This window comes from Rhizobium tumorigenes, from assembly GCF_003240565.2.
GTDB classification, from domain to species: domain Bacteria; phylum Pseudomonadota; class Alphaproteobacteria; order Rhizobiales; family Rhizobiaceae; genus Rhizobium; species Rhizobium tumorigenes.
The window spans coordinates 415,746-442,062 of record NZ_CP117255.1; the positions used below are offsets into that span (position 1 = coordinate 415,746).

Below are 26,317 nucleotides of genomic sequence, written 5' to 3' on the forward strand. Positions count from 1 at the left end.
ATTGACAGGAAACGTCAGGTTCATGCACGAATTGATACGCACCAACGATCCCGTCACGCTTTCATTCGCCGAAAGCCTGATGAAGGATGCGGGTATCCGCTGCATGATTGCCGATGAGGCGATGAGCATTCTCGAAGGCTCGCTCGGCATGCTGCCGCGTCGCTTCCTGGTCGACGGGGAGCGCGCCATCGAGGCCCGCCGCATCCTGATAGACGCCGGCCTTGGCGACGAGTTGCGCGCCGAGCTGCGATGAGCGAACCCGGCGAAACCATCGACGCTTTTCATCGCGGCGCGTTCCATATCGTCCAGCCGAAGGGCCGGGGACATCGCGCCGGCATGGATGCCATGCTGCTGGCCTCACTCGTCGACGACAACCGCGCCATCAGGGTTGCCGATCTCGGCGCCGGTGCCGGCGCTGCCGGTTTTGCCGTCGCGTCACGCCTCGAGCGTGCCAAGGTCACGCTATTCGAACGGTCTCCGGAAATGGTCGCCTTTGCCGAAAAGGGCCTCGCGCTGTCTGAAAACAGCCATTTTTCCGGCCGGATATCCGTCGTCAGCGCCGATGTCACGCTGACAGGCAAGCAACGCAATGATGTGGGCCTGACCGACAACAGTTTTGACCACGTCATCATGAACCCGCCCTTCAACGACGGCAGCGACCGGCTGACGCCCGACCCCCTCAGGGCGGAGGCCCATGCCATGACGGAAGGTCTCTTCGAGATCTGGCTGCGCACAGCCAGCGCCATCCTGGTCCCGGGTGGCCAGCTTTCGCTGATTGCCCGTCCGGAATCGATGGGCGAGATCATCGTTGCCTGCGGCCGGCGCTTCGGCGGGATCGAGATCACCGCCATCCACCCCCGCAACAACGAAAGTGCTGTGCGGATCCTGGTGACCGCGATCAAGGGATCGAGGGCCCGCCTGGCTTTGCGCTTCCCCCTCGTCATGCACGAAGAAGGCGGCAACCAGTTCATGCCCTTCGTCGACGATCTCAACAACGGACGTATTGCCTATCGTCGACGGTAACGGATCTATCTCTTTGTTTTCAAGCATTTCCGGATGCAAAGTTGCCAAGCGCTTTTGCTGGAGTTGCTAGAAGAAAATGTCCGCCAGTAACTTGACGTTCAGAAGGGCAATGGCGAAGGCAATCAGGTAGGCAATCGCGCTCAGCCAGCGCGGTGCGACCAGTGCACCCATCTTCGCCTTGTCGGCGGTAAACATCACCAGCGGGAATACGGCGAAGGAAAGCTGCAGGCTGAGCACCACCTGGGTCAGGATCAACAGTTCCGAGGTGCCCTTGTCGCCGAACCAGATGGTGACGATGGAGGCCGGGATGATGGCCAGACCGCGCGTCACCGCCCGGCGGATCCACGGCTTAAGCCTGATCTGCAGAAAGCCTTCCATGACGATCTGGCCTGCCAGCGTCGCGGTCACCGTCGAATTGATGCCGCAGCAGAGAAGCGCAATGCCGAACAGGGTCGGCGCAATCGCCATGCCCAGCAGCGGTGCCAGCAGCGAGCTCGCATCGCCGAGTTCGACCACGTCCGTCTTGCCGTGGGCATGAAAGGCGGCAGCGGCGAGGATCAGGATCGCAGCGTTGATTAGCAGCGCAAAGGTCAGCGCCACCGTCGAGTCGATCGTCGCGAAAGTCAGCGCCTCGCGCTTCTCCGGCAGGGTCTTGCCGTATTTGCGGGTCTGGACGATGCCGGAATGCAGATAAAGATTATGCGGCATGACGGTCGCCCCGAGGATGCCAAGCGCGAGGTACAACATTTCCGGATTGCGGACGATTTCTGTCGTCGGCAGGAAGCCGCGGATGACGCCGCCCCAATCAGGATCGGCAAGGGCGATCTGGAAGGCGAAGCAGCAGGCGATGACGCCAAGCAGGGTAATGATCAGTGCCTCGATCCAGCGGAAACCGAGCCGCTGCAGATAGAGAATGAGAAACACGTCGAGCGCCGTCAGCAGCACGCCCAGTTCCAGCGGCATGCCGAAGATCAGGTTGAGCCCGATGGCGGTACCGATGACTTCAGCGATATCGGTGGCGATGATGGCGATTTCGGCGAGTGCCCAGAGCGGCACGGCGACATAGCGCGGGAATGCATCGCGACAGGCCTGCGCCAGGTCGCGGCCGCTGGCGATGGCGAGCCGGGCGCACAGAGCCTGCAGCACGATGGCCATAAGGTTGGACAGAAGCGCCACCGAGAGAAGCGCATAACCGAATTTCGAGCCGCCGGCGAGCGACGTCGCCCAGTTGCCGGGGTCCATGTAGCCGACCGCCACCAGATAGCCCGGCCCGGCAAACGCCATCATCCGTCGCAGCTTCGAACCGCTTTTCTGGGTGTCCACCGAACCATGCACGTCGGCAAGGCTGAGATCGAGGCTGTCCTGCCGCCAGCCGGCATCGGTTTTCGGTTTGATCGCGTCCATGGTGTCCTCCTCTATCCTGCTGCAATGCAAGACTAGTTGTTTAGAATGATAATGCAAGTCATTCGCAACAAGAAATTTGTGTGACAGGAATTTTGCGGTGTCGGGGCGATTTGCGGCAACTGAACGATGTGATGATGTCGCTGAACGTGTTGGGGGGGGGGTAGAGCGCGCATTGCCTTCGATCAGCGCCGTGCCGTGATGCGATACCGCCGGATTACCGTGCTGCGAGACCATAAATCGTGGCTATATTCAGCTATGGGCAACATGTTTATATTTATTGTTAACAACTTAGCCGTCATATATTCGTCATCAAACGGTCATGAAGACGCGTCCTTGACCCCTGCGCCCCATGTTCGCGAGGGTTGGCCGGGAAGGGGATCTTTGGCAATCATCTGCTTTGCAAATAGTCGGTCGAAAATCGGAGGGCGCGCTGCCGCTGCCGTAGCGAGCGAGCTATTGAACGAAGGGTTTGGTGCCGCACTTTACGACTGCCTAGAACGGTTTGCTCTGGAAACCCACCTGCAATTTCCGCGCGACACATCCGTGCGAAATCCGGTTTGCGGAAGGCAGTTCATCGAGGAGACCAGAGCCCTCGCCCGAACCCATGAACATCTTGTCATCGACCTCTCCGGTGCCGGGGACCAGATCGCCGCGATCGCCTTTGCCATGGCGGATCTTGTGCTCATTCCCTTCCTCCCCCATCAGCCGGACGCCGCTCCGTTCGTAAGGACAATCGAGCTCCTCGACATACTGTCCTCCCACCGCTCGCAGCCTCTGCGCCGGGCAGTTTTCCTCGCCAGCCACGATACTATCAGTCCACGCGTGCATTTGGAGATTTCCGGCCAACTGATCCGCCGCGGCCTCGCAACATTCCCAGTGTCCTTCCAAGACCCGCCACAGCAAGTCGTGGCAACCGGCAAAGTGCGATGCATCGATCACACCGAAGTCGCTGCCGAGAACGCCGCATCCTTCCCCAAAGCCGACATCGCACGCTTCACCCAATACGCCCTCAACGCAGCTCTCCACCCAAAGCACTCCACCATCACCCGCGCATTGGCGGCCAGCTGATAAGGCTGGGGCCGCGTAAAAGTTAAGGATCAATCGCTTAAGTCCGGACCGCGCTACCTACTTCGCCACGGGAGTAGGAGGCACGTGCGCTACCTTCAGCGTGATTTCATTTTCGCCTAATATCGGTGTGATGCTTGTGGCATGCCGCCTGCCCACTCATCGTCCACGAAGGTGATTGCAATGAAAAACGATTTGCCTTCCCGGTCGTCGCGCTCATGCATCCTGGCAAATCTTGCCGTTCAAACGCTTCTGTGCGCAGCGAGTATTCTAGTCCTCGCTCCAGAAAGCCATGCTGACCAACCCATGGAAAGGGTTGAAAGCATTCATTACGAAGTTGCACCGGATTATACCTACAAGTTCACGATGGTCATCGACGACTTCGTGCAAAAGCAAGCGCAGATCAAGGATCTGTCGCAGTTTGCAATGGCATATGATCCTGCCAGAACGTCGTTTCATTTTATAAAAGGGTGGGTCGATGGACCCGACGGCGTTCGTCACGAACCGGCACCGGATGCCATATTCACCCGTCCCAGTACTGCTTCGCGCGACGCGCCGGGCTTCGTCTCCTCGGTGACGACGACGATCGTCATGCCAGCTGTGACTACCGGCAGCCATGTCCACTACGAGATCGAGGAGGTCATCTCGAAACCCTCCCTGATGGGCTTCAATCCGTGGGCGTGGCTTGATCCGTTCGAAAATGCCAGCGAACACGTCGTGATCGACATCCCTAACACTCTGCCGCTTACCGTCGCCGGACAGGGCGGCTTCGAGGTCACAGATACAACCACGAACGGCATGCGCCACATCGTTGCGGATGCCAGCGTGAGAAACGTTTCGGCCGGCGACAGAGAACAGCACATGGCAGCTCTTCTGGAGTTCGAGCCGCTGTTTTTAGGTGCATCGCTGCACGGTTATGAGGACGTTGGCGACATCTATTATCGCTTGAACAGGAACAAGCCTGCCGTCACGCCGGAGATCGACGCGCTCGCAAAGCAGATCGTCGGAGACCGCAAGGGGGTCGATGCGGCCCGCGCGATTTATGACTGGTGCGCCAAAAACATCCGCTATCTCGCGGTCTACATGAGCGTCGACGACGGGTGGGAATCGCATGACGCGTCAACGGTGTTGAAAAATAGATATGGCGACTGCAAAGACCACGTCACCTTGATGCAGGCACTTCTTTCGGCAGCAGGCATCCGCTCCGAGGCCGCTCTCATCGACTGGAGCGACCGTGCAAATCCCCTGCCGCTGCCGTCGCCCAATGAGATCAATCATACAATCATCTATCTTCCCGACTTCGACATCTTCGGCAATCCAACGAGTTCCTTCACGCCGTTCGGCGTTCTCGATCAGGGGCTGAGCGGCAAGATCGCGATTGTCGCTGGCGAACAGTCCGAAGTGCGCCGCACGCCCGAAATGAAGCCAGAGACCGCGCAATTCGTCACCACGGGCTCCATCCATATTGGCGGCGACGGGACCGTCGTCGGACAGGCGACCGCGACGATGTCGCCGAGCATCGAGGAAGCGCTCCGCTCTTCCCTGCAGAACCCCGACGAGAATAATCGCCGTATCGACAGAAAGCTCCGCAACACGCCCGAAGGCGGCTTCGGCCGCCTTGCAACGAGCGGGCCCTATGACCTGGATCATCCTTTCAAGTTGACCATGAACTGGCATAGTCCGCACGGCATCGATACAACGGCCGGTGCCTTCGTGTTGCCGGCACCGCCCTCGTTCGATCCGATCGATGGACCGCGGTCGTTTCTCGACCGGAAGGGAAGGCGGTTGACGCCGATGGCGGTGCCCGTGCGCGATCTCACCTGGAGTTTCAGCGTTGATGTGCCGCCGGATTTGACAATTTCCAATGCACCCAAGGGCGTTGATGTCAGCAACGACGCCGGCTCCTACAAAGCGGTCTATGAGCGCCGGGACAATTGCCTCGTGGTTCATCGCCAGCTGGTCCTGAAGAAGCGGGAGCTGGAACCTGCCGCCTACGACGACCTGGAGCGCCTCGTCTCCGCAGCTCAGAACGACTTCACAGCGATCGTAACGACAGCGACGGCGGGTGTGTCGTCTGACGTCAGCGCGGATGGTGGCAATTGCCATCCATGACCTGAAGATCAGCTTAGCTCCGATCGTCCCAGCCCGCCGGTCGCAGCACAGATTTGTGCAGTCGGCGACCTTGTCGATATCTGCGGCAGAGGACGTCGACAGCGCCGTGCGCCGTGGGCTTCGGCCTCTTTCCTTTCGTCAGCCATTGCGTTTGCCGTTTCAATCCATACATGCTTGTGACTTGAACGGGACCAAAACAAGGGTTTGACGATGGCTGGACTGCTGAGACGACTGCTGCCGAAGCGATTTCGCAAGGAGGGGACGGTCATCCCCGTTGTTCGCCTCAGCGGCACGATCATGGCAGGTGGCAGCCCGTTCCGGCCAGCCCTTAATCTGGCCAGTGTCGGCCACGCTCTCGACAAGGCGTTTTCGATGAAGGCATCACCTGCGGTTGCCATCGTCATCAACTCGCCGGGTGGCTCGCCCGTCCAGTCGCGCATGGTCTACAATCGCATCCGCGACCTCGCGGTCGAGAAGAAGAAGAAGGTGCTCGTGTTCGTCGAGGATGTGGCTGCTTCCGGCGGCTACATGATTGCGCTCGCCGGCGACGAGATCATCGCCGACCCGACCTCGATTGTCGGATCTATCGGCGTTGTCTCCGGCGGCTTCGGTTTTCCCGAACTGCTGAAGAAGATCGGCGTCGAGCGGCGTGTCTACACCGCCGGCAGCAACAAGGTGATCCTCGATCCTTTCCAGCCGGAAAAGGAAAAGGACATCGACTATCTCAAGAGCCTGCAGCTCGAGATCCACACGATTTTCATCGATATGGTCCGCGAGCGCCGCGCCGGCCTGATCAAGGCGGACGATGATACGATCTTCTCCGGCCTGTTCTGGACGGGAACGCGGGGACTGGAGCTCGGCCTCATCGACGGCCTCGGCGAAATGCGACAGGAGCTGAAGAAGCGCTATGGCGAAAAGACGAAAATCGAGCTCGTCTCGTCGTCGCGCGGCCTGTTCGGAAGAAAGGCGCCAAGCATCGCCTTGCCGGGTCTCGACACCATTGCCGCAAGCCTTGTATCCGGGCTTGCGGAAGCCGCAGAAGAAAAGGCATTATGGGGCCGATACGGATTATAACAACGGAACAGCCCCGGCATGGCGCAGCTCATTTTCATCATCGTTATCGGCAGCGTCTGCTGGCTGATCTACAAGCGCTTCATCAACGCGGCGCAGCGGCTGCAACAGAAGTCGCAGCGCCAGGAGCGAGAGCGCAGCACCGGCGCCATGGGTACGCTCGTCAAGGATCCCTTGACGGGCGAATACCGGCTGAAGAGGGACGAGGAATAGCGGGGCGATTGTTCCAGTTATCGCGTCATGATATACATTCAGCAAGTATATAGGGAGGATCCGATGCAAGTTGCAAAATGGGGAAACAGCCTTGCCATTCGTATTCCTTCGTCTGTCGTCGATGCCCTCGATCTAAAGGAGGGTGACGACATTTCGGTGAGCATAAGCAATGATTGCGCCGTCGAAATCGAGCGTGACGATCGACGGCTCAAGGCACTCGAAAGGATCAAATCCTTCGGCGTCAAGCTGCCGGTAGATTGGAAATTCGATCGTAACGACGCGAACGCGCGGTGACCACCGCCGCTACCAACTTCCTCGACACAAACATTCTGATCTATGCGATTTCGGACGATAGACGCGCCATTCAGGCGCAGGCCCTTCTTGACCTCCCTTTTGTGGTCAGTGGCCAGACGCTCAACGAGTTCGCCAACGTAGCACGCAAGAAGCTTTCCATGTCCTGGCAGGACACCAGCACTGCAATCGAAGCCATTGTCTCGATTTCGACGCTCGTTGTTCCAGTCGACGAGAAGGTCACGCTCGCCGCCCTCAAACTCGCTCCGCTCTACAATCTCTCATTTTACGACGCGGCCATGATAGCTGCTGCGCTGCAGGCTGGCTGCAAGCAATATTATTCCGAAGATATGCAGCATGGCCTGGTTGTCGAAAAGCATCTGACGATCGTCAATCCGTTTCACTAGAGGTCATCTCGACCACGTGCAAACATCTTGACCCCTGTCCCCTCCCATGGCACCTGTCGCGCTTCTTACCGCAATTCGGATCACCATCATGACGGCTGCAGCCATTCCCGATCACATGAACCCGAAGCGCTCGTTCCAGGCGCTGATCCTGACGTTGCATGCCTATTGGGCCGACAAGGGCTGCGCGGTGCTGCAGCCCTACGACATGGAAGTCGGCGCCGGCACCTTCCATCCTGCGACGACCCTGCGCGCGCTCGGTCCGAAGCCCTGGAAGGCAGCCTATGTGCAGCCGTCGCGCCGACCGTCAGATGGCCGATACGGCGAAAATCCCAATCGCCTGCAGCACTATTACCAGTACCAGGTGATCCTGAAGCCCAACCCGCCGAACCTGCAGGAATTGTATCTCGGCTCGCTGGCCGCCATCGGCCTCGATCCGCTGCTGCATGACATCCGCTTCGTCGAGGACGATTGGGAAAGCCCGACGCTGGGCGCCTGGGGTCTCGGCTGGGAGTGCTGGTGCGATGGCATGGAGGTTTCGCAGTTCACCTATTTCCAGCAGATCTGCGGCATCGAATGCGCGCCCGTGGCGGGCGAGTTGACCTACGGTCTCGAGCGGCTGGCCATGTATGTGCAGGGCGTCGATAACGTCTACGACCTCAACTTCAACGGCCGCGAGGGCGACGAGAAGATTTCCTACGGCCAGGTCTTCCTGCAGGCCGAGCAGGAGTATTCGCGCCACAATTTCGAGTTCGCCAACACCGAGATGCTGCATCGTCACTTCATCGACGCAGAGAAGGAGTGCCTGGCGCTTCTGGCATCAGGCGCGCCGGGCGAGGGCAATAACCATGTCCTGCACAAATGCGTCTTCCCGGCCTATGACCAGTGCATTAAGGCCAGCCATGTGTTCAACCTTCTGGATGCGCGCGGCGTGATCTCGGTCACCGAGCGCCAGAGCTACATCCTGCGTGTCAGGACGCTCGCCAAGGCTTGCGGCGAGGCCTTCCTGCTGACTGATGCTGGGGGGGCCAACGTCATGCAGGCGGCCTGAACCGCTTGTATATCGACCCTGAAATGACGCATGACATCGGCGCCGGGAACGCATAGGGTCCGGTGCACTTCTCTGTCGTTCTGGGGGCTTGACGATGTACATTATTCTGGGCGTGGCTGTGCTTGCCGCGATCTACGTGATCTTTGTCTACAACGGTCTGGTGCGTGCCCGGCAGGTGGCCGAAGAAGCTTGGTCCGGCATCGACGTGCAGCTGAAGCGCCGCGCCGACCTGATCCCCAACCTGATCGAAACCGTCAAGGGCTACGCCACCCACGAAAAATCGACGCTGGAGGAGGTGGTCTCCCTGCGTAACCAGGCGCAGGCTGTGCCATCAGGCGATGTCGCTGCTCGCGGTGTCGCCGAAGGGCTACTCGGGCAAGCTCTCGGCCGGGTCATGGCGCTGGCCGAAGCCTATCCGGACCTGAAGGCCAACCAGAATTTCTCCGAGCTGCAGGCCTCGCTGGAAACGATGGAAAGCGAGCTGCAGATGGCGCGCCGCTACTACAACGGTGCTGCCCGTGACCTGAACGTCAAGGTCGAGAGCTTTCCGAACAATCTCGTTGCCGGCCCATTCGGTTTTGCCAAGCGTCCTTATTTCGAGGTCACCAATGAAGCCGATCGCGCCGTTCCATCCGTGAAATTCTAGATCTTTCCCCTTTCGGAATGGTTTTGCGACGGATATGCAGGCGATAGAACCTGTTGCCGGGTTACCGGTTTCGTTGGCAGATGGAAGAGATTGACGATGGGCAGAGCAAAACTCACGATTATTCCGCCGGGCAAGCCGCTCACCGGTCGCGCCGTGCCGCCCGGATCTAAGTCCATTACCAATCGTGCGCTGCTGTTGGCCGGCCTCGCCAAGGGCACCAGCCGGCTGACCGGCGCGCTGAAAAGCGATGATACCCGCTACATGGCTGACGCACTGCGCGCCATGGGCGTCAGCGTCGAGGAACCGGATAGCACGACTTTCATAGTCACCGGCACGGGTGTGTGGTCTGCGCCGGAAAAGCCGCTGTTTCTCGGAAATGCAGGCACTGCGACGCGCTTCCTGACGGCGGCGGTGGCAAGCGTTGCTGGAACCGTCGTCGTCGATGGCGACCAGCATATGCGTAAACGGCCTATAGGGCCGCTGGTCACCGCATTGAAATCGCTCGGCATCGACGTTGAAGCTCCGACAGGATGTCCACCTGTGACAGTGCGTGGCAACGGCCATTTCGGTTCTGGCCGGGTGGAGATCGATGCCGGCCTTTCCAGCCAATATGTCTCGGCATTGTTGATGGCTGCACCGCTGGCATCGCCGGGATCAAACCAGCCCGTCACCGTAACTCTTGCCGGCGCGGACATTGGCGCGCGCGGTTATGTGGACCTGACTCTTGATGCCATGCAGGCTTACGGGGCGAAGGTTGAGCAGCGCGACGGCGTCTCCTGGACCATTCAACCGACCGGCTACACGGCAACTGATTTCCACATCGAGCCGGACGCTTCGGCCGCCACCTATCTCTGGGGTGCCGAGGTGCTCAGCGGCGGGGCCATCGACATCGGTACGCCGGCAGACGCGTTTACACAGCCGGATGCCAAGGCGTATGCGGTGATCTCGGCCTTTCCGCATATGCCTGACGTCATCGACGGATCGCAGATGCAGGACGCTATCCCCACCATCGCCGTGCTGGCCGCTTTCAACGAGACGCCGGTGCGCTTCGTCGGCATCGCCAACCTGCGCGTCAAGGAATGCGATCGCATCCGCGCCCTGTCGACCGGCCTGAACGCCATCCGCGAAGGGCTGGCGACGGAGGAGGGCGACGACCTGATCGTTGCTGCCGATCCGAGCCTCGCCGGACAGCGTCTGGAAGCTGAAATCGATACCTTTGCCGATCACCGCATTGCGATGAGCTTTGCGCTGGCTGGCCTTGTTATCGAAGGGATTACCATTCTGGATCCCGATTGCGTTGCCAAGACATTCCCTGACTACTGGCAGGTACTGGCATCGCTGGGGGTGACTTATACGGACGACGCCAGCTAGCGAAACCGTTTCGCGGCGCGCGTTACACTGGGTTCGGGGGAACGCATCGTGATACGGAGTACCGCACGTCTTTGCCTGCTGTGTCTTGGGCTGCTTGTTGCCTGGGCTGCATCGGCGCAGGAGGTCATCACCGCCTTCCAGCAGGCCATCATCCTCGACAAGGACGCCTCGATGCAGGTGACCGAGACCATCGGCGTCAATGCCGAGGGCCGCGATATCCGCCATGGTATTTTCCGCGATTTCCCGCTGACGTCCCGGGATGCGACAGGCAGTACGGCGACCGTCGATTTGACGGTGCAATCGGTCAGCCGGGACGGTAGCCCTGAGCAATGGCGCAGCGAAAATATCGATGGCGGCGTTCGCATTTATATCGGGTCGGCTGACGCCAACGTCAGTCCCGGTCGGCACGAATATCAGCTGACATACAGCACCAAGCGGCAGATCCGCTATTTCGAGGACTACGACGAACTCTACTGGAACGTCACCGGTACCGGCTGGCTTTTCCCGATCCTGGAGGCGTCGGCAACGATCATGCTGCCCGAAGGTGTGAGGCCGCAGGGTCTCGATTTTGCCACCGGGCCGCTTGGATCAAAGGGTAGGAATGCCCGGGTCAACGAGGACGGCAGCGATGTCGTTTTCGAGACCACCCGGCCGTTGGCGCCAAAGGAAGGCCTGACGATAGCCATCAAGCTGGCAAAGGGCGCCGTCGATGCTCCGAGCGTCGACCAGCAGCGCGCCTGGTTCCTGCGCGACAACAGCGACCTGATCATCGCAGGTATCGGCCTGTTGCTGGTGCTGGCGTACTATGGACGCAACTGGGTCAAGGTTGGCCGCGACCCCGAACGCGGTGTCGTCGTACCCCGCTGGGATGCGCCTGAAGGGACCTCGCCAGCCTTGGTCAACTACATAGACAATCGCGGCTTTTCCTCCGGCGGCTGGACGGCGCTGTCCTCCGCCGCGCTCAATCTCGCCGTCAACGGCTACGTCGTGCTGGAAGATCTCGACAGCAGCATCGTCATCCGCCGCACGGCCAAAACTGCAGCCGGCAAGCTCGATGCCGGCGAGCAGACGTTGCTGAACGCGATCGGCGGCAAGGACGACGCGCTGGTCATCGACAAGGCACACGGCGAAAAGGTCCAGGCAACCGGCGAGGCGTTCCGCGACGCGATCGAGAAGGAACACCGGAACGCTTACTACAAGAGCAACGCGCTCTACACGTTCGGTGGCATCCTGCTGTCGCTGGTGGTGTTCGTCTGCATCGTCGTATTCGGCCGGCTGCACCAAAATGCAATGCCGCTGATCATCGTTCCCGGCATGCTGTCGGTTTTCGGCGTCGCGGTCGCCGCCTTCATTGGAAGGTCGTTCCGTCCCAGTGCAGGCACGGTGCGCAAGGTCTTCGCGGTACTGGCCGTTGCCTTCATCGCCTTTGTCGCCGTCTCTGTCGTCGCCATCCTCTTCGCTGCGCAGACCTCGTCGCCCGCCATCGTCGGCGACCTGCCGCTGACGGTCGCGATCATCGGCATCTTCGCTGCCAATTGCGTCTTCTTCTTCCTGATGGGCGCGCCGACTGCCCTGGGCGCCAGGGTGATGGATGGCATCGCCGGGCTCCGGCAGTACCTGACGCTCGCCGAAAAGGACCGGATGAACATGCAGGGCGCTCCGACCATGTCGCCGAAGCATTTCGAAACCCTGCTGCCCTACGCGGTGGCGCTCGGCGTCGAAAAGCCCTGGACGAAAAGCTTCGAGAGCTGGTTTGCCGCAGCTGCTGTCGGCGGTGTCGCCTATGCGCCGGGCTGGTACGGCGGAAGCTTCGGTGCCGATAGCTTCTCAGACCGCATCGGCGGCTTCTCCTCATCGATGGCCTCGACCATAGCCTCGACGATCCCGGCTCCCGTCTCCACCTCCGACAGCGCCTTCTCCAGCAGCAGTGGCGGCAGCTCATCCGGCGGAGGCGGAGGCGGTGGAGGCGGGGGCGGGTGGTAGTTGAGGTATCCACGGTAAGTGGGGGTATTTACCTCCCCCTTGAGGGGGAGGTCGCGGCGAAGCCGCGGGTGGGGGTGATGGTTGTTGAAACCAGGGGCCATACCCGTTTGTGAGGCGGATCACCCCGCCCCGTCGCTTCGCGCCGACCCTCCCCCTCAAGGGGAGGGTGTGCCATTTGCAAGCTCGCCGTGCAGCGCGTCAAAGGGAGCCAAGCATGCCAAAAAAGCCTTCACAGCTGAGCCGTTTTAAGGTGGTCAACAGCCGTCGGCTCCGCGTCGATGCCACGGATGCGGAGGTAAAGTTATGGCGCCATCTCTGGCGCATTCCCATTGAGGGTACGCATTTCAGACGGCAGGTCCCTATCGGTAAGTACTTCGCGGATTTTGCCTGTCATCAGATCGGTCTGATCATCGAGCTGGACGGCAGCCAGCATGCTGAAGCCGCCGCCGGGCGATACGATCTCGAACGGACGAGCTTCCTCGAAAGCCAGGGTTATCAAGTTATCCGATTTTGGAATGCCGATGTCCTCTCCGAGCTTGACGCGGTCCTCGACACCATATTTGCCATTGTGCAGCAGCGACAAATTTTGCTAGCAGAAGCCGACCGTTTTCACCCCACCCCGGCACTGAGTGCCGACCCTCCACCTCTCGGGGAGGGTGAGGAATATTGACATGCCCGATCTCCTGCTTGAACTTCGCTCCGAGGAAATTCCAGCCCGCATGCAGCGCAAGGCCGCGGGAGACCTGAAGAAGCTTGTCACCGACGCACTGGTCGAGGCGGGCCTGTCCTACGAGGGTGCGCGGGAATACTGGACGCCGCGGCGCCTGACGCTCGATATTCGCGGACTGACCGCCCGTTCCGCCGATGTCCGCGAGGAGCGCAAGGGGCCGCGTCGCGATGCCAACGCCCAGGCGATCGAAGGCTTCCTGCGCGCCGCAGGGCTGTCGTCCATCGACGAAGCGCAGATACAGAGCGATCCCAAGAAGGGCGAATTCTACGTCGCAATCATCGCCAGGCCCGGCCGCGCTGCCGAGGACATCATTGCCGATGTCATGCCCGGTATCATCCGCAATTTCCCCTGGTCGAACACGATGCGCTGGGGTGCTGCTTCAGCAAAGCCCGGCTCGCTGCGCTGGGTCCGCCCGCTGCAGTCGATCGTCTGTACCTTCGGCACCGAACACGAAGGCACTGTCGTCATCCCGTTCGATATCGACGGTATCGTCGCGTCCGACGTCACCTATGGCCACCGTTTCCACGCGCCCGCAGCGATCACGGTCAAGCGTTTCGACGACTATGTTGCCGGCCTCGAGAGAGCCAAGGTCATCCTCGACGCCGAGCGCCGCAAGGAAATCATCGCCGCCGATGCCGCAAACCTGGCCTTTGCCAGCGGACTGGAACTGGTCGACGATCCAGCCCTGCTCGAGGAGGTTTCCGGCCTCGTCGAATGGCCGCAGGTGCTGATGGGCGAGTTCGAGGCGGATTACCTGACGATCCCCTCCGAAATCATCCGCCTGACGATCAAGACCAACCAAAAGTGCTTCGTCACTCGTCCCCAGGGCAGCGAGACACTTTCCAACAAGTTCGTTTTGATCGCCAATATCGAGGCCAGCGACGGTGGGGCGGAAATCATCCACGGCAACGGTAAGGTCGTGCGCGCGCGCCTATCCGACGCGCTACACTTCTGGAAGCGCGACCAGAGCGATCTTCCCGACCTCGACACGCTGCAGGCGTCGGCCGCAAAATTCAATCTCGACCTCGGCAAGCCGCTCGACCAGCGCATGGCCAAGCTCGATGCCCTCAACGTCACCTTCCATGCCAAGCTCGGAAGCCAGGGCGAGCGCGTCGCGCGCATCCGCCGCCTCGCTGCAGCACTGGCAGCGGTAACCGGTGCCGAGGCAGGTCTCGTAGACCGCGCCGTCGTGCTGGCGAAGGCCGACCTGCGCACCGAAGCCGTTGGCGAATTTCCGGAGTTGCAGGGGCTGATGGGCCGGAAATATGCGGCTCTCCAGGGCGAGGACCCATCCGTTGCTGCTGCCATCGAAGATCACTGGAAGCCGAACGGCCCGTCTGACCGGTTGCCGGAGGACAAGGTCGGACTGACAGTGGCGCTTGCCGACAAGCTCGACACGCTCGTAGGGTTCTGGGCGATCGACGAGAAGCCGACTGGCTCCAAGGACCCCTATGCGCTGCGCCGCGCAGCGCTCGGCGTGGTGCGTATCGTGCTCGAACAGCGCATCCGCCTGCCGATCATGCGTTATCTCAGCGACCACATGGCGATAGTCGATGAATCCGTCGAAATGGCTGGCCTCCGCCAGCAGATGCAGGAGCATCCGGACGGACTGATGAAGTTCGGCCACGCGAACGGCGAGCAGATGCTGGAGCGCGAGCGCGACCTGCTATCTTTCTTCCATGACCGGCTGAAAGTCTATCTGCGCGATCAGGGCGCCCGCTACGATCTGATCGATGCGGTCCTGACACCAGAGACGGACGACCTGCTGATGGTGGCCCGCCGCGTCGAGGCCCTGACCTTCTTCATCACCTCCGAAGACGGCAAGAACCTGCTTGCCGGCACCAAGCGTGCAACCCAGCTGCTTGCGGCCGAGGAGAAGAAGGGTACCGCCGTGGCCGATGCCGTGACCCCGGCTTTGTTAACGCTCGCTGCCGAGAAGGATCTGTTTGCGGCCGTCGCCAAGGCTTCCGGGGAGGCGTCTTCCGCTATCGCCACGGAGGACTTCCGCTCGGCGATGACGGCCTTGTCGACGCTGCGCTTGCCGGTTGATCGGTTCTTCACGGATGTGCTGGTCAACGACGACGACGTTGCCGTGCGCGCCAATCGCCTGGCGCTGCTCCGCCTGATCCGCGAAGCCACCGGCACAGTTGCCGATTTCTCCAAGATCTCCGGCTAAGCGTAAGGCTAAAAATTGGGCGGCCCCCGGTGGGCCGCCGATCCGTACACAAGAATTTACGTCTGGTTCCAGCGGCGGATGACCGGTTCCCCGAGGTCGTGCTCGTACCCGAGCACGCTGATGCTCGCCGTGTCGAGAACAAGCAGCGCGCCGCCTTCTGGCGGCAGGCCGATCCAGCGGGCGCTGAGCACGCGCAGGAAATGGGCGCTGGAAAAGATCAGCACGCGGTCGTTTCGAGCCCTCAGTGCGGCAATGATGCTGTCTGCGCGCGCACCGACATCGGCGGCAGCTTCGCCTTCAGGGGCGCCATCGCGAAACAGATGCCAGTCCGGACTTGTCTTCAGGATGTCCCTCGTCGTCACCCCTTCATAGGCACCGTAATCCCATTCCGCCAGGTCCGCCTTGATCTCCCGCCGGTCGCCAAAACCGGCGAGGGCGCAAGTGTTTGAAGCGCGCATGGACGGGCTCGACCAGACGGCGTCGAAATGCTGGCCCTGCAGCCGGTCGGCCAGTTTCACGGCCGCCGCTTCGCCTGCGGCCGTCAGCGGAATGTCGGACCGGCCCGTATGCTGGCCGGAAAGGCTCCACGCCGTCTCGCCGTGCCGCACCAGGGTGATTTCAGGCCATGCACTGCTCATGTCGCTACCTTTCGCTCATCTGCGGCTGTCGCATCCGATAACCCCATATCGCGGCGGCGGTGCTGCCAAGTCAACTGCCGATGACGTGATGTGCGCGACAGGTCCACCGCAAGGAAAAACCGCCGGATCGCTCCGGCGGTTGTGGAAAGATTGTCGCTTTTTCCGGGCGTCAGGCGGCGCGGCGGGCCTGCTGCATCGTGGGGCGGCCATCGCCGATGCGGAAGCCGCGGATCAGGTCGAGCAGCTCCTCGGTGTCGCTGGCCAGCGTTTCGGCCGAAGCCGTGGTCTCTTCCGCCATGGCTGCGTTCTGCTGGGTGGCGGCGTCGAGCTGGTTCATGGCGGTGGAAATGGAGCGCAGCGTCGTGTCCTGTTCGGAGGCGCTGTGGGCGATCTTCGAGACAATCTCGTTGGCCGCCTTGATCTGTCCGGAGATGCGCTTCAGCGCCTCGCCGGCGTCGCCGACCAGGCGGACGCCGTGCTCGACCTGCGTCGAGGATCGGGCGATCTGCTCCTTGATTTCCTTGGCGGCGGCCGCTGAGCGTTGCGCCAGTTCGCGGACCTCTTGTGCGACAACGGCAAAGCCCTTGCCGGCCTCACCGGCGCGGGCAGCCTCGACACCGGCATTGAGCGCCAGAAGGTTCGTCTGGAAGGCGATCTCGTCGATGACTCCGATGATCTTGCCGATTTCCGTGGACGACTGTTCGATGCCGCTCATGGCGCCGATCGCCTGTGCCACGACGCCATCGCTGCGAGAAGCTTCGATGCTGATGGTGTCGACGCGCTTGCTGGCCTCATGGGCGCCTTCCGCAGTCTGGCGGACGGCAACGGTCAACTCATCGAGAGCTGCCGATGTTTCCTCGAGGCTGGCGGCCTGGCGTTCCGTGCGTTGCGACAATTCGTTGGAGGCGCGTCGGATCTCTTCTTTCGAGACGCCGATGTCGTTGCCCTTGGAGTTGACGCGGCTCATCGCCGCTTCGAGATGCGACAGGGCTTCGTTGAAGTTGTTGCGCAGTCCGGCATAGCTGGCGCCGAGGTCGCCGCAGCGGATGGTCAAGTCGCCCTTCGCCAGTTGTTCGAGCGATTCGCCGATGGTCGCAACAACGCGGGCCTGTAAGTCGGCCTGGTCCTGCTGATGGCGAGCGTTCTCCTGGCGCTCGGCACTGATCTGTCGTTCCTGGGCAGCCTGCAGCTCGGCCAGCGTGTGCCGCTCGCGAATCTTCTGCTGCAGCGATTGTGTCGCTTTCGCCATCATGCCGACTTCGTTGTGAAGGCCGGTGTGCGGGATCGCAAGGGTAACGTCCTCGTCCGCGACGGCATTCAGTGCGCCGCGTACATCGGCCAGTGGCCCGGAGATGCTGCGAATGACATAGAGTGCGGCAGCAATAGCGACTACGAAGACCGCAAGGCCGACCAGCAGCGTTTCAAGGATCGTCGCCCTTACCTGCGCTTCCAGGTCGTCCATGTAGACGCCGGTCGCGAGCGTGATGTGCCATGGCATAAAGACCTTGGCATAGGCGCTCTTGCGGAAGAATGCATCGGCGGGCTGTTGCGGCTTGGGGCCGTAGAAATCGACGACACCACCACCGGCATTGCCGACCTTGACCAGTTCGTCGCGGTACATGTTGCCCTTCGGATCGGGCTTGCCCTTGTTGCTAAGCCCAAGCTTTGAGGTGTCGTAGTGAATTTTCATGACGACATTGTCGTCATAGCCGAAGAGGTATCCGTCCGGTTCGAACCGCACGCGAGAAAGCAGCTCGAATGCCTGCGCCTGCGCCTGCTCGTGTGTCAGCGTGCCGGCCTTTTCGCGATCGTAATATTGCTGGAGAATTGACAGCCCGGACTCGACCTGCGTGCGCAGCAGTGCATAGCGCTCGTGGTAGATGGCTGCCGCAGAACTTTGGATTTGATAATAGGTGACGCCAGCAAAGGCGATCATCAGGCCGGTAACCAGCATCATCAGCTGGGTCGAAATTCGCAGGTTCTTCATCAGGCCTCGCAACGGAATAGGTTCGATTATCCCGGTGCGGTATCCTACCGCTTGATCTTGCGCCGTCGATCATGACGCATCTGTTGCTGCTAATTTGACATGCTGCTTCCGGTACGGCGAAGTTGCATCGCGTTCACCTAACAATGCTTTAAAGCTGTCAATATTTAGGGCTCCTATCGGCTTTAATAGAGATGATTGTCACCGTAACGGCGCATCCGAGAGTTTTCAGCCCCCAATGCTGCGAGAAACGGCGGTGAGAGCGAATATCTCTCGGCATCTGCGAAAATAAAAATGCGCCCCTGCTTCTCTTCAGGGACGCATCTTTCTGCCTTTCGGCGCACCCCTATCGACTGGAGTTCGATAGGGAGGGGAATAAACGGCCTACTGAAGGCGCAACTGGAAATCCGAGGTGTCGAGAGGCTTGGCCAGTGGCGTGGCTGCGGCGATCGCTGCCGTCATCGCACTGCGATCGATGCCGTCAGGCGATACCCCGGCTGCGGCCAGTGCTTCCGGCGACGCCTTGCTGATGAATACGACCGGCGATCCGCCCAGCCAGGCTTCGGTGCGGACGACCTTTTGCTCGCCGTTGATCTGGCGCACCACGGTCGTCTGCGTGCCTACGGGGAGTTCGGGAACCACATAGCTTTTCTTGGCGACCTCCTGCTTGATCGGCGCGCAATCGACGCAGACCTTAGCCTGGATGCTGTCGCCGCTGGTGCGCGTCGTGCCGTCGAGCGTCAGGAACGACGATGCCATCGCGGAGCTGCCGATCAGCATGGCCGAACTGCCGATCAAAACGAATGCTGCAATCAGGATCGTGGGACGCATGAAACTCTCCATCGGATACTGGGAAGAGATTAGCGCGCCTTTGTTTCCATCCGGTCAGAGGAATCGGTAAAACTTTATCGGAAACGCGGATTTGGGGCAGGAAAGGGTCGTCCGATCAGGCCTTTTCGCGCTCGATTGCCCGCCAGCCGATATCGGCGCGGCTGAAGCCGTTGTCCCAGACCACCTGCTCTGCAAGCGAATAGGCGCGCTTCTGAGCCTCGCCGACGCTGCTGCCCAATGCCGTCACCCCGAGCACCCGGCCTCCGGTCGCCACTAGCACACCGTCCTTCAAAGCTGTCCCGGCATGAAACACCTTCGCACTGTCGCTGTCTGCGGGCAGGGAGGCAATGACGGAGTTCTTCTCATAGGCGCCGGGATACCCCTTCGAGGCCATGACGACGGTCAACGCCGCATCGTCGCTCCATTCGGCGGTCACCTTGTCGAGCGTGCCGTTGGCGCAGGCGAGCAGCAGCGGCAGAAGATCGCTTTTCAGCCGCATCATCAGCACCTGGCATTCCGGATCGCCGAAGCGGACATTGTACTCGATCAGTTCCGGCCCCTTTGCGGTGATCATCAGGCCGGCAAAAAATACGCCGGAAAACGGCATTCCGCTTGTCGCCATTCCGCGCATCGTCGGCTCGATGATCTCCTTCATCGTGCGCTCGATCAGCTCGGTCGTCATGACGGCGGCGGGCGAATAGGCGCCCATGCCGCCGGTGTTCGGGCCGGTATCGCCATCGCCGACGCGCTTGTGGTCCTGGGCGGTGGCGAGCGCCAGTGCATGGGTGCCATCGCAAAGGCAGAAGAAGCTGGCTTCCTCGCCATCGAGAAAGGCCTCGACCACGACTTCCGCCCCAGCCGACCCAAAGGCACCGTCGAAACAGTCGTCAACGGCCGCAATCGCCTCGTCGAGGGTCATGGCGACGGTGACGCCCTTGCCGGCTGCGAGACCATCGGCCTTGACGACGATAGGCGCGCCCTCGGCGAGAATATAGGCCTTCGCCTTGCCGGCATCGTCGAAGCGCTGGTAGGCGCCCGTCGGAATGTTGTAGCGGGCGCAGATGTCCTTGGTGAAACCCTTGGAACCCTCGAGCTGGGCGGCGGCGGCAGAGGGGCCGAAGACGGCGATGCCGGCCTGGCGCAAGCGGTCGGCAAGACCGGCGACCAGCGGCGCCTCAGGGCCTACGACGACAAAATCGATGGCTTCCGACAGGCAGAAGGCGGCAACGGCGTCGTTGTCTTCGGTATCGACGGCAACGAGCGTGGCATGCTCGGCGATGCCGGGATTGCCGGGCGAGGCGTAAAGCTTGGTCAGCAGCGGCGATTGCGCCAGCTTCCAGGCGAGCGCATGCTCGCGTCCGCCCGATCCGATCAACAGAACTTTCATCGCCTGCCCCTTTGTTGCCAGAGCTTGGCGGTTAAGCAGCCCTGCCGCAAAGGTCAAGCGGCAATTCCTGTGGAGTCCACCGGAAGCACTGACTGAGATCATTGCCTTGCCGCTTTCTCGGACTATGGTCGCGCCAATCAGACGCAACGCAGAGATCCCCATGGCCGCAGATATCCGCTCCATCGCAGCAATCATTTCCGCCGAGATCAATGCCCGGCCTGAGCAGGTGGTTTCGGCGGTCGGCCTTCTCGACGAGGGCTCAACGGTGCCGTTCATCGCCCGCTACCGCAAGGAAGTGACCGGCGGGCTTGACGACGGGCAGTTGCGGACGCTGGCCGAGCGTCTGGTCTACCTGCGCGAGCTCGAAGCGCGCCGCGCCTCGATCAGCGACAGCATCACCGGCCAGGGCAAGATGACCGACGACCTGCAGCGCAAGATCGCAGGCGTGACCACGAAGGCCGAGCTCGAGGATCTCTACCTGCCGTTCAAGCAGAAGCGCCGCACCCGCGCCGAGATCGCCCGCGAGCGCGGTCTAGGGCCATTGGCGGAGGCAATCCTGAAAGATCGCAGCCGTGAACCCGCGCAGCTTGCCGAAGGCTATGTCGCCAACGAGGTGACCGATGTGAAGATGGCGCTCGAGGGTGCCCGCGACATCATTGCCGAGGGCATCGCCGAAAACGCCGACCTTTTGAAAACCCTGCGTGCGCACATGCGCCAGAATGCCCAGCTGCGCGCCAAGGTCGTCGATGGCAAGCAGGAGGCCGGCGCGAAGTTTTCCGACTATTTCGATCACACCGAGCGCTGGGCAACGGCTCCCGGCCATCGGGCGCTCGCCATGCTGCGCGGCTGGAACGAGGAGATGCTGACGCTGACGATCGAGATCGACGCCGATCTTGCGTCACCCTTCAAGCCGGTCGAGCGGATGATCGCCACGGCCTACGAGATTGGCGCCCAGAAGCCCGGCGACCGCTGGCTGATGGAGGTCGCCAGCTGGACCTGGCGCGTCAAGCTGTCGATGTCGCTGTCGCTCGACCTGATGCGCGAACTGCGCGAGCGGGCCGAGCAGGAGGCGATGCACGTCTTTGCTCGCAATCTCAAGGACCTGCTGCTGGCAGCCCCCGCCGGCGCTCGCGCCACTATGGGTCTCGACCCCGGCATCCGCACGGGCGTCAAGGTCGCCGTCGTCGACGCCACCGGCAAGCTGCTCGACACCGCCACCGTCTATCCGTTCCAGCCGCGCAACGATGTGCGCGGCACCCAGGCGACGCTTGCGGCCCTCATCGTCAAGCACAAGGTCGAGCTGATCTCTATCGGCAACGGCACCGGCAGCCGGGAAACCGAAAAGCTGGTCAGCGACATGCTGCTCGAATTGCCCGGCGCCAAGCCCACCAAGGTCATCGTTTCCGAAGCCGGCGCCTCGATCTATTCGGCATCGGAAGCGGCAGCCCTGGAGTTCCCGAACCTCGACGTGACGTTGCGCGGCGCAGTATCGATTGCCCGGCGGCTGCAGGATCCGCTGGCCGAACTGGTCAAGATCGAGCCGAAATCGATCGGTGTCGGCCAGTACCAGCACGATGTCGACCAGCAGAAGCTGTCGCGCTCGCTGGATGCCGTCGTCGAGGATGCAGTGAATGCCGTCGGTGTCGATCTCAACACGGCCTCGGCGCCGCTGCTTGCCCGCGTTTCAGGCCTTGGTGCGGCCATTGCCGAATCCATCGTCCGCCACCGCGACGAGGCCGGACGTTTCGAAACCCGGCGCGATCTCCTGAAGGTCGCGCGGCTTGGGCCCCGGGCTTTCGAGCAATGTGCCGGCTTCCTGCGCATCACCGGCGGCAAGGAGCCGCTCGATGCTTCCTCTGTGCATCCAGAAGCCTATGGCGTCGCCAAGAAGATCGTTGCCGCCTGCGGTCGCGACCTGCGCACGCTGATGGGCGATAGCGCCGCGCTGAAGGCGGTCGATCCGCGTGCCTTCGTCGATGAGCGCTTCGGCCTGCCGACCGTACGCGACATCTTGGCCGAGCTCGAAAAACCCGGCCGTGACCCGCGCCCGAGTTTCAAGACGGCAGCCTTTGCCGAGGGTGTCAACGAAATCAGCGACCTCAAGCCGGGCATGATGCTGGAGGGCACCGTTACCAACGTCGCGGCCTTCGGCGCCTTCGTCGATATCGGCGTACACCAAGACGGTCTGGTCCACGTATCGCAGCTGGCGGACCGTTTCGTAAAGGATCCTCATGAGGTGGTGAAGGCCGGCGACGTCGTGAAAGTCCGCGTCGTCGACATCGATGCCAAGCGCAAGCGCATCGCCCTCAGCATGCGCAAGGACGCCGGCGATGACGCCGCGCCACCGGCCCGCGAAAACCGCAGCGGTCCCGAAACACGGGTGATGCCGGCAAAGCAGCAGGGCAATCGCCCGGCACCGCAGGCTCAGGGCAGCTTCGGTGCGGCGCTCGCCGATGCGCTCAAGCGAAAATAGTCACTTAGCTTATATATTTGCAAGAATGTCACACTCCGGCAATGTTCGTGCCGGAGTGCCTGTACCGCCGTTCGTAAGCTTGCCAGACTATCTTGAGGGGATAATGTTTCCTGATTGTCTGTCATATGATTGCGAGGCGTCATGGCGTCGTCACTTCTTGCTCTAGTCACCAAAATTATCCGCAAAGGCTCTCTTCAGATCACGCTCTCCAACGGCGAGACGCATCTGCTCGGCGATGGCACCGGGCAGACCGTCGCGGTGCGCAGTGCGGACCGCGAGGCGGAAGACGCCATCGCCACAGATCCTACGCTGAAGCTCGGCGAAATGTTCATGGAAGGCCGGTTCATCCTCGAACAGGGCGACATCTACGATTTCCTGTCGCTGGTGAAGCTCAACACCACGGACGAGTTGTTCGATCTCAAGATCGCCATGAAGCTGATCGGCCGCATTGCCTGGCAGCAGCTGAAGAGCCGCCTTCCGGTCAACCGCAGCAAGCACAATGTTGCCCACCACTACGATCTCTCGGCCAAGCTTTTCGACCTCTTCCTCGACGAGGACTGGCAGTATTCCTGCGCCTATTTCGAGCCGCCGGGTATCGGTCTCGACGAAGCCCAGCTCGCCAAGAAGCGCCATATTGCCGCCAAGCTACGGCTCGAGCCTGGCCAGTCCGTGCTCGAGATCGGCTCTGGCTGGGGTGGAATGGGCATGTATCTGGCGGAATCGACGGAGAATGTCGATTTCACCGGCATCACACTCAGCGAGGAGCAGTTGAAGGTGTCGCGGGCGCGGGCTGCAAAGCGCGGCCTGTCCGACCGGGTGCGTTTCGAACTGCAGGATTATCGATACCTCAGCGGACGCAAGTTCGACCGGATCGTCTCGGTGGGCATGTTCGAGCATGTCGGGATCGGCAATTACCGCAAGTTCTTCAGCAAGGTCTCCGAGTTGCTCGCCGACGACGGGGTAATGGTGCTGCATTCCATTGGCCGCCCAAGGCCGAGCTTCTCCACCAACGCCTTCATCGAGAGATACATCTTTCCCGGCGGCTATATTCCGTCCCTGGCCGAGACGACGCCGGCTCTGGAAAAGGCCAACCTGCTGGTCAAGGACGTCGAAATCCTGCCGATGCATTACGCCTACACGCTGCGTCACTGGCGAGAGCGTTTCATCGCCCGCAAGGCGGAGGCCGTGGCCCTCTATGACGAGAAATTCTTCCGGATGTGGGAATTCTACCTCGCAGGCTCGGAGATGGCCTTCCGCTGGGAGCAGCTTTTCATCTTCCAGATCCAGATCGCCAAGGACCAGTTCGCCGTTCCCGACAACCGGAACTACATTGCCGAAAACGAAGCCAGGCTGAAGGAATTCGAAGCCCGTCGTGCACCACTGGAGAAGGTTGTGTTCTGATCCTCGCGTCTTTGCCATGACGGTCTGCGAGCGGACAGTGTCGTCGCTTGGTTAAGCAAGTGGTAATGCGATCCGGATAAGTTTAGGCATTCCGGGCTCTTGCCTTTTGTGTTGCGTACTAGGATTTCCCATGGCCAAGACCTCGCGTCTGCTGATTTCGTTTGGATTTTTTGCGACAATGGCCGGAGCCGCTACGGCTGGCGACGGTCGTGCCTGGTGGTCTGGCGATTGGTATGTCAGCGTCGGCGCTGCCGGCTTCGTCGGTCCCAAGTTCGAGGGCGCCAAGCACAACAAACTCCAGTTCTCGCCATTGATTTCGCTCGGGAAGCAGGGGCCGGCGCCGCGATTCTCCTCGCGCAACGACAATCCTGCCTTTGCGCTGCTCGATACCGGGACATTTCGGGCCGGCATCGTCGGCAAGTTCGTACCGAGCCGGGATTCGAGCGACGGGCGTGAACTGCGCGGGCTGAAGGATGTCAAATGGGGCGCAGAGGCAGGTGGCTTCGTCGAGGTCTACCCGACCGACTGGATCCGCGCCCGTGCCGAAGTGCGCCAGGGTATCCGCGCCCATAACGGCATCGTTGCCGATGTGGCGGTGGACGCCTTCACCGACATTGCTCCCGATCTGCGGCTTTCCGGTGGACCGAGGGCAACCTTCGCGACGGCGAACTATTTCGATACCTATTACGGCGTCGACGGCAAGGAATCGGCGGCCAGCGGCCTCGATCGCTACAATCCCGGCGGCGGCCTCAAATCCGTCGGTGTCGGCGGTGCGCTGACCTGGCAGGCAACCAAGAATTTGAGCACCAGCTCCTTCGTGGAATATCAGCGGCTGAAGGGTCCTGCAGCCGACAGCAGTCTGGTGCGTGAACGCGGCGACAAAAACCAGCTCGTCATCGGCCTGTCCGCCACCTACCGCTTCGGCTTCACGCTGAACTGATAAGGCGCTCGTCGGAAGAGTTCGGCGAAAGCGCTTGGCGGTTTTGCGTCTGGAAGTGCGTGAGAGCAGATAGGTCGAACATTTTCGCATTTCCGTGAAACGCTGAAATGTTCTAGACATTCCGCATGAGCAACAGCCACGATTTCCGCGACCGAGTCGCCGACGCGCCATCCGATAATTTCGTCTACAAGGCCCTGCCGCCGTGGCTGTGGCCCTATGCCCAGCTGGCACGCTGGGACCGGCCGATCGGCTGGCAGCTGCTGCTATGGCCGTGCTTCTGGTCGGTGACTTTGGCCGCCAATGCCGCCCTGACGCTGGGCGAGTTCGTCGGTCCGCTGCTGTTCTACCATCTCATCCTCTATTTCATCGGCGCGGTGGCGATGCGCGGTGCCGGCTGCACGTTCAACGATCTCATCGATCACGATATCGATGCTTCCGTGGCGCGCACCCGCTCGCGGCCTTTGCCGTCAGGCCGTGTTAGCCGCAAGCAGGCAAAGATATTCATTGCATTGCAGGCTCTCGTCGGACTGTTCGTTCTTTTGCAGTTCAACTGGTTCTGCGTAGGCCTCGGCTTGCTGTCGCTGGGACTGGTGGCGGTGTACCCCTTTGCCAAGCGCTTTACCGACTGGCCGCAGTTCTTCCTCGGGCTTGCCTTTTCCTGGGGTGCGCTGATGGGCTGGGCCGGCATCTTCGGTAGCCTGTCGCTGCCGCCGATCCTGCTCTACATCGCCGCTATTCTCTGGACCATCGGCTACGACACCATCTACGCCCATCAGGACAAGGAGGACGACGAACTGATCGGCGTCCGCTCGACGGCGCGGCTGTTCGGCGAAAAGACGAAGATATGGCTCGTGGGCCTCTATGGCGCGGCAGTGGTGCTGATGTTCCTTGCCTTCGCGCTGGCCGGCGCCGGTCCCATCGCATTTCTCGGCCTTGTCATCGCCGGCGGCATGTTCGCCTACCAGATCGTCGTCCTCGATATCGAAGACGCGCCGCAGTGCCTGATCCTGTTCCGCTCGAACGGCAGGGTCGGCGCCATCATCTTTGCCGGCTTGCTGTTGTCCATGGCGCTTTCCACCCCCGGATGAAACGCAAAACCCGGCGCAGGCGCCGGGTTTCAGGG

23 protein-coding genes are annotated in these 26,317 nt (G+C 61.3%); 18 read left to right on the forward strand and 5 right to left on the reverse strand.

Annotated elements, in window-relative coordinates; all coding sequences use genetic code 11:
• Positions 1-22: 22 nt before the first annotated feature.
• Together PR017_RS02055 and PR017_RS02060 are read left to right on the forward strand one after the other, a co-directional pair.
• On the forward strand, positions 23-253 hold the full coding sequence (locus PR017_RS02055) for a putative signal transducing protein (protein ID WP_111217650.1): 231 nt from the start codon (positions 23-25) through the stop codon (positions 251-253).
• A complete protein-coding gene (locus PR017_RS02060; protein WP_111217652.1) occupies positions 250-1,023 on the forward strand; it encodes a tRNA1(Val) (adenine(37)-N6)-methyltransferase in 774 nt (257 codons plus the stop codon). Before PR017_RS02055 ends, PR017_RS02060 begins: the two co-directional genes overlap by 4 nt.
• Before the next feature lie 66 nt (positions 1,024-1,089).
• Here the strand turns inward: PR017_RS02060 and PR017_RS02065 are convergent, their stop codons facing one another.
• Positions 1,090-2,427 (reverse strand): Nramp family divalent metal transporter, encoded by a 1,338-nt coding sequence (locus PR017_RS02065; RefSeq protein WP_111217654.1) that lies wholly within the window; start codon positions 2,425-2,427, stop codon positions 1,090-1,092.
• 456 nt (positions 2,428-2,883) lie between these two features.
• Here PR017_RS02065 and PR017_RS02070 point away from each other — a divergent pair, with 456 nt between their 5' ends.
• The 12 genes from PR017_RS02070 (at position 2,884) to glyS (ending at position 15,540) form a co-directional block, all read left to right on the forward strand.
• Positions 2,884-3,495 (forward strand): P-loop NTPase family protein, encoded by a 612-nt coding sequence (locus tag PR017_RS02070; RefSeq protein ID WP_133255555.1) that lies wholly within the window; start codon positions 2,884-2,886, stop codon positions 3,493-3,495.
• Positions 3,496-3,798: 303 nt separating this feature from the next.
• Positions 3,799-5,604 (forward strand): DUF3857 domain-containing protein, encoded by a 1,806-nt coding sequence (locus PR017_RS02075; RefSeq protein ID WP_161959296.1) that lies wholly within the window; start codon positions 3,799-3,801, stop codon positions 5,602-5,604.
• 210 nt (positions 5,605-5,814) lie between these two features.
• Positions 5,815-6,678, forward strand: coding sequence for a S49 family peptidase (locus PR017_RS02080; RefSeq protein WP_111217660.1), 864 nt, complete (start codon positions 5,815-5,817; stop codon positions 6,676-6,678).
• A gap of 18 nt (positions 6,679-6,696) precedes the next feature.
• Entirely contained in the window at positions 6,697-6,888 is a 192-nt protein-coding gene (locus tag PR017_RS02085; RefSeq protein WP_111217662.1) for a hypothetical protein, read from the forward strand.
• A gap of 63 nt (positions 6,889-6,951) precedes the next feature.
• Positions 6,952-7,182: an AbrB/MazE/SpoVT family DNA-binding domain-containing protein gene (locus PR017_RS02090; RefSeq protein ID WP_111217664.1), complete on the forward strand. Its 231-nt coding sequence runs from the start codon at positions 6,952-6,954 to the stop codon at positions 7,180-7,182.
• Positions 7,179-7,586, forward strand: coding sequence for a PIN domain-containing protein (locus PR017_RS02095; protein WP_111217666.1), 408 nt, complete (start codon positions 7,179-7,181; stop codon positions 7,584-7,586). Before PR017_RS02090 ends, PR017_RS02095 begins: the two co-directional genes overlap by 4 nt.
• Positions 7,587-7,674: 88 nt before the next feature.
• The gene (locus PR017_RS02100) at positions 7,675-8,634 is read left to right on the forward strand and encodes a glycine--tRNA ligase subunit alpha (protein WP_111217917.1); all 960 of its coding nucleotides are present in this window, start codon (positions 7,675-7,677) and stop codon (positions 8,632-8,634) included.
• Between the two features lie 94 nt (positions 8,635-8,728).
• Positions 8,729-9,280: a LemA family protein gene (locus PR017_RS02105; protein ID WP_111217668.1), complete on the forward strand. Its 552-nt coding sequence runs from the start codon at positions 8,729-8,731 to the stop codon at positions 9,278-9,280.
• A gap of 96 nt (positions 9,281-9,376) precedes the next feature.
• Positions 9,377-10,651, forward strand: coding sequence for a 3-phosphoshikimate 1-carboxyvinyltransferase (locus PR017_RS02110; RefSeq protein WP_111217670.1), 1,275 nt, complete (start codon positions 9,377-9,379; stop codon positions 10,649-10,651).
• A gap of 48 nt (positions 10,652-10,699) precedes the next feature.
• Entirely contained in the window at positions 10,700-12,634 is a 1,935-nt protein-coding gene (locus tag PR017_RS02115) for a DUF2207 domain-containing protein (protein ID WP_240538888.1), read from the forward strand.
• 214 nt (positions 12,635-12,848) lie between these two features.
• Positions 12,849-13,304 carry an endonuclease domain-containing protein gene (locus PR017_RS02120; protein WP_111217674.1) on the forward strand — a complete coding sequence of 152 codons (456 nt, stop codon included), beginning with the start codon at positions 12,849-12,851 and terminating at the stop codon, positions 13,302-13,304.
• Between the two features lies 1 nt (position 13,305).
• Positions 13,306-15,540: a glycine--tRNA ligase subunit beta gene (glyS, locus tag PR017_RS02125; RefSeq protein WP_111217676.1), complete on the forward strand. Its 2,235-nt coding sequence runs from the start codon at positions 13,306-13,308 to the stop codon at positions 15,538-15,540.
• A 56-nt stretch (positions 15,541-15,596) separates the two neighbouring features.
• Here the strand turns inward: glyS and PR017_RS02130 are convergent, their stop codons facing one another.
• The 4 genes from PR017_RS02130 to purD all read right to left on the reverse strand — a co-directional run bounded on the left by PR017_RS02130 (position 15,597) and on the right by purD (position 20,380).
• Positions 15,597-16,178 carry a histidine phosphatase family protein gene (locus PR017_RS02130; protein ID WP_111217678.1) on the reverse strand — a complete coding sequence of 194 codons (582 nt, stop codon included), beginning with the start codon at positions 16,176-16,178 and terminating at the stop codon, positions 15,597-15,599.
• 169 nt (positions 16,179-16,347) lie between these two features.
• On the reverse strand, positions 16,348-18,165 hold the full coding sequence (locus tag PR017_RS02135) for a methyl-accepting chemotaxis protein (protein WP_111217680.1): 1,818 nt from the start codon (positions 18,163-18,165) through the stop codon (positions 16,348-16,350).
• A 381-nt stretch (positions 18,166-18,546) separates the two neighbouring features.
• A complete protein-coding gene (locus PR017_RS02140) occupies positions 18,547-18,993 on the reverse strand; it encodes a plant virulence effector HPE1-like domain-containing protein (protein WP_240538889.1) in 447 nt (148 codons plus the stop codon).
• A 115-nt stretch (positions 18,994-19,108) separates the two neighbouring features.
• The gene (gene purD, locus PR017_RS02145) at positions 19,109-20,380 is read right to left on the reverse strand and encodes a phosphoribosylamine--glycine ligase (protein WP_111217921.1); all 1,272 of its coding nucleotides are present in this window, start codon (positions 20,378-20,380) and stop codon (positions 19,109-19,111) included.
• 160 nt (positions 20,381-20,540) lie between these two features.
• Between purD and PR017_RS02150 the strand changes: the two genes are divergently transcribed.
• From PR017_RS02150 to ubiA, 4 genes are all read left to right on the forward strand, one after another.
• Entirely contained in the window at positions 20,541-22,853 is a 2,313-nt protein-coding gene (locus tag PR017_RS02150) for a Tex family protein (protein ID WP_111217681.1), read from the forward strand.
• A gap of 141 nt (positions 22,854-22,994) precedes the next feature.
• Positions 22,995-24,254 (forward strand): cyclopropane fatty acid synthase, encoded by a 1,260-nt coding sequence (locus PR017_RS02155; protein ID WP_111217683.1) that lies wholly within the window; start codon positions 22,995-22,997, stop codon positions 24,252-24,254.
• Positions 24,255-24,432: 178 nt separating this feature from the next.
• A complete protein-coding gene (locus PR017_RS02160; RefSeq protein WP_423228399.1) occupies positions 24,433-25,194 on the forward strand; it encodes a MipA/OmpV family protein in 762 nt (253 codons plus the stop codon).
• 125 nt (positions 25,195-25,319) lie between these two features.
• Positions 25,320-26,282: a 4-hydroxybenzoate octaprenyltransferase gene (ubiA, locus tag PR017_RS02165; protein ID WP_111217688.1), complete on the forward strand. Its 963-nt coding sequence runs from the start codon at positions 25,320-25,322 to the stop codon at positions 26,280-26,282.
• The last annotated feature ends 35 nt before the right edge of the window (positions 26,283-26,317 follow it).

What these genes read in the sequence shown, in the direction of transcription:
- PR017_RS02060 (WP_111217652.1), top strand. Translation starts at nt 250, where the DNA reads ATGAGCGAACCCGGCGAAACCATCGACGCTTTTCATCGCGGCGCGTTC.
- ubiA (WP_111217688.1), top strand. Translation starts at nt 25,320, where the DNA reads ATGAGCAACAGCCACGATTTCCGCGACCGAGTCGCCGACGCGCCATCC.
- glyS (WP_111217676.1), top strand. Translation starts at nt 13,306, where the DNA reads ATGCCCGATCTCCTGCTTGAACTTCGCTCCGAGGAAATTCCAGCCCGC.
- PR017_RS02055 (WP_111217650.1), top strand. Translation starts at nt 23, where the DNA reads ATGCACGAATTGATACGCACCAACGATCCCGTCACGCTTTCATTCGCC.
- PR017_RS02150 (WP_111217681.1), top strand. Translation starts at nt 20,541, where the DNA reads ATGGCCGCAGATATCCGCTCCATCGCAGCAATCATTTCCGCCGAGATC.
- PR017_RS02155 (WP_111217683.1), top strand. Translation starts at nt 22,995, where the DNA reads ATGGCGTCGTCACTTCTTGCTCTAGTCACCAAAATTATCCGCAAAGGC.
- PR017_RS02075 (WP_161959296.1), top strand. Translation starts at nt 3,799, where the DNA reads ATGGAAAGGGTTGAAAGCATTCATTACGAAGTTGCACCGGATTATACC.
- PR017_RS02130 (WP_111217678.1), bottom strand. Translation starts at nt 16,178, where the DNA reads ATGAGCAGTGCATGGCCTGAAATCACCCTGGTGCGGCACGGCGAGACG.
- PR017_RS02090 (WP_111217664.1), top strand. Translation starts at nt 6,952, where the DNA reads ATGCAAGTTGCAAAATGGGGAAACAGCCTTGCCATTCGTATTCCTTCG.
- purD (WP_111217921.1), bottom strand. Translation starts at nt 20,380, where the DNA reads ATGAAAGTTCTGTTGATCGGATCGGGCGGACGCGAGCATGCGCTCGCC.
- PR017_RS02065 (WP_111217654.1), bottom strand. Translation starts at nt 2,427, where the DNA reads ATGGACGCGATCAAACCGAAAACCGATGCCGGCTGGCGGCAGGACAGC.
- PR017_RS02105 (WP_111217668.1), top strand. Translation starts at nt 8,729, where the DNA reads ATGTACATTATTCTGGGCGTGGCTGTGCTTGCCGCGATCTACGTGATC.
- PR017_RS02140 (WP_240538889.1), bottom strand. Translation starts at nt 18,993, where the DNA reads ATGCGTCCCACGATCCTGATTGCAGCATTCGTTTTGATCGGCAGTTCG.
- PR017_RS02135 (WP_111217680.1), bottom strand. Translation starts at nt 18,165, where the DNA reads ATGAAGAACCTGCGAATTTCGACCCAGCTGATGATGCTGGTTACCGGC.
- PR017_RS02160 (WP_423228399.1), top strand. Translation starts at nt 24,433, where the DNA reads ATGGCCGGAGCCGCTACGGCTGGCGACGGTCGTGCCTGGTGGTCTGGC.
- PR017_RS02080 (WP_111217660.1), top strand. Translation starts at nt 5,815, where the DNA reads ATGGCTGGACTGCTGAGACGACTGCTGCCGAAGCGATTTCGCAAGGAG.
- PR017_RS02085 (WP_111217662.1), top strand. Translation starts at nt 6,697, where the DNA reads ATGGCGCAGCTCATTTTCATCATCGTTATCGGCAGCGTCTGCTGGCTG.
- PR017_RS02100 (WP_111217917.1), top strand. Translation starts at nt 7,675, where the DNA reads ATGACGGCTGCAGCCATTCCCGATCACATGAACCCGAAGCGCTCGTTC.
- PR017_RS02110 (WP_111217670.1), top strand. Translation starts at nt 9,377, where the DNA reads ATGGGCAGAGCAAAACTCACGATTATTCCGCCGGGCAAGCCGCTCACC.
- PR017_RS02120 (WP_111217674.1), top strand. Translation starts at nt 12,849, where the DNA reads ATGCCAAAAAAGCCTTCACAGCTGAGCCGTTTTAAGGTGGTCAACAGC.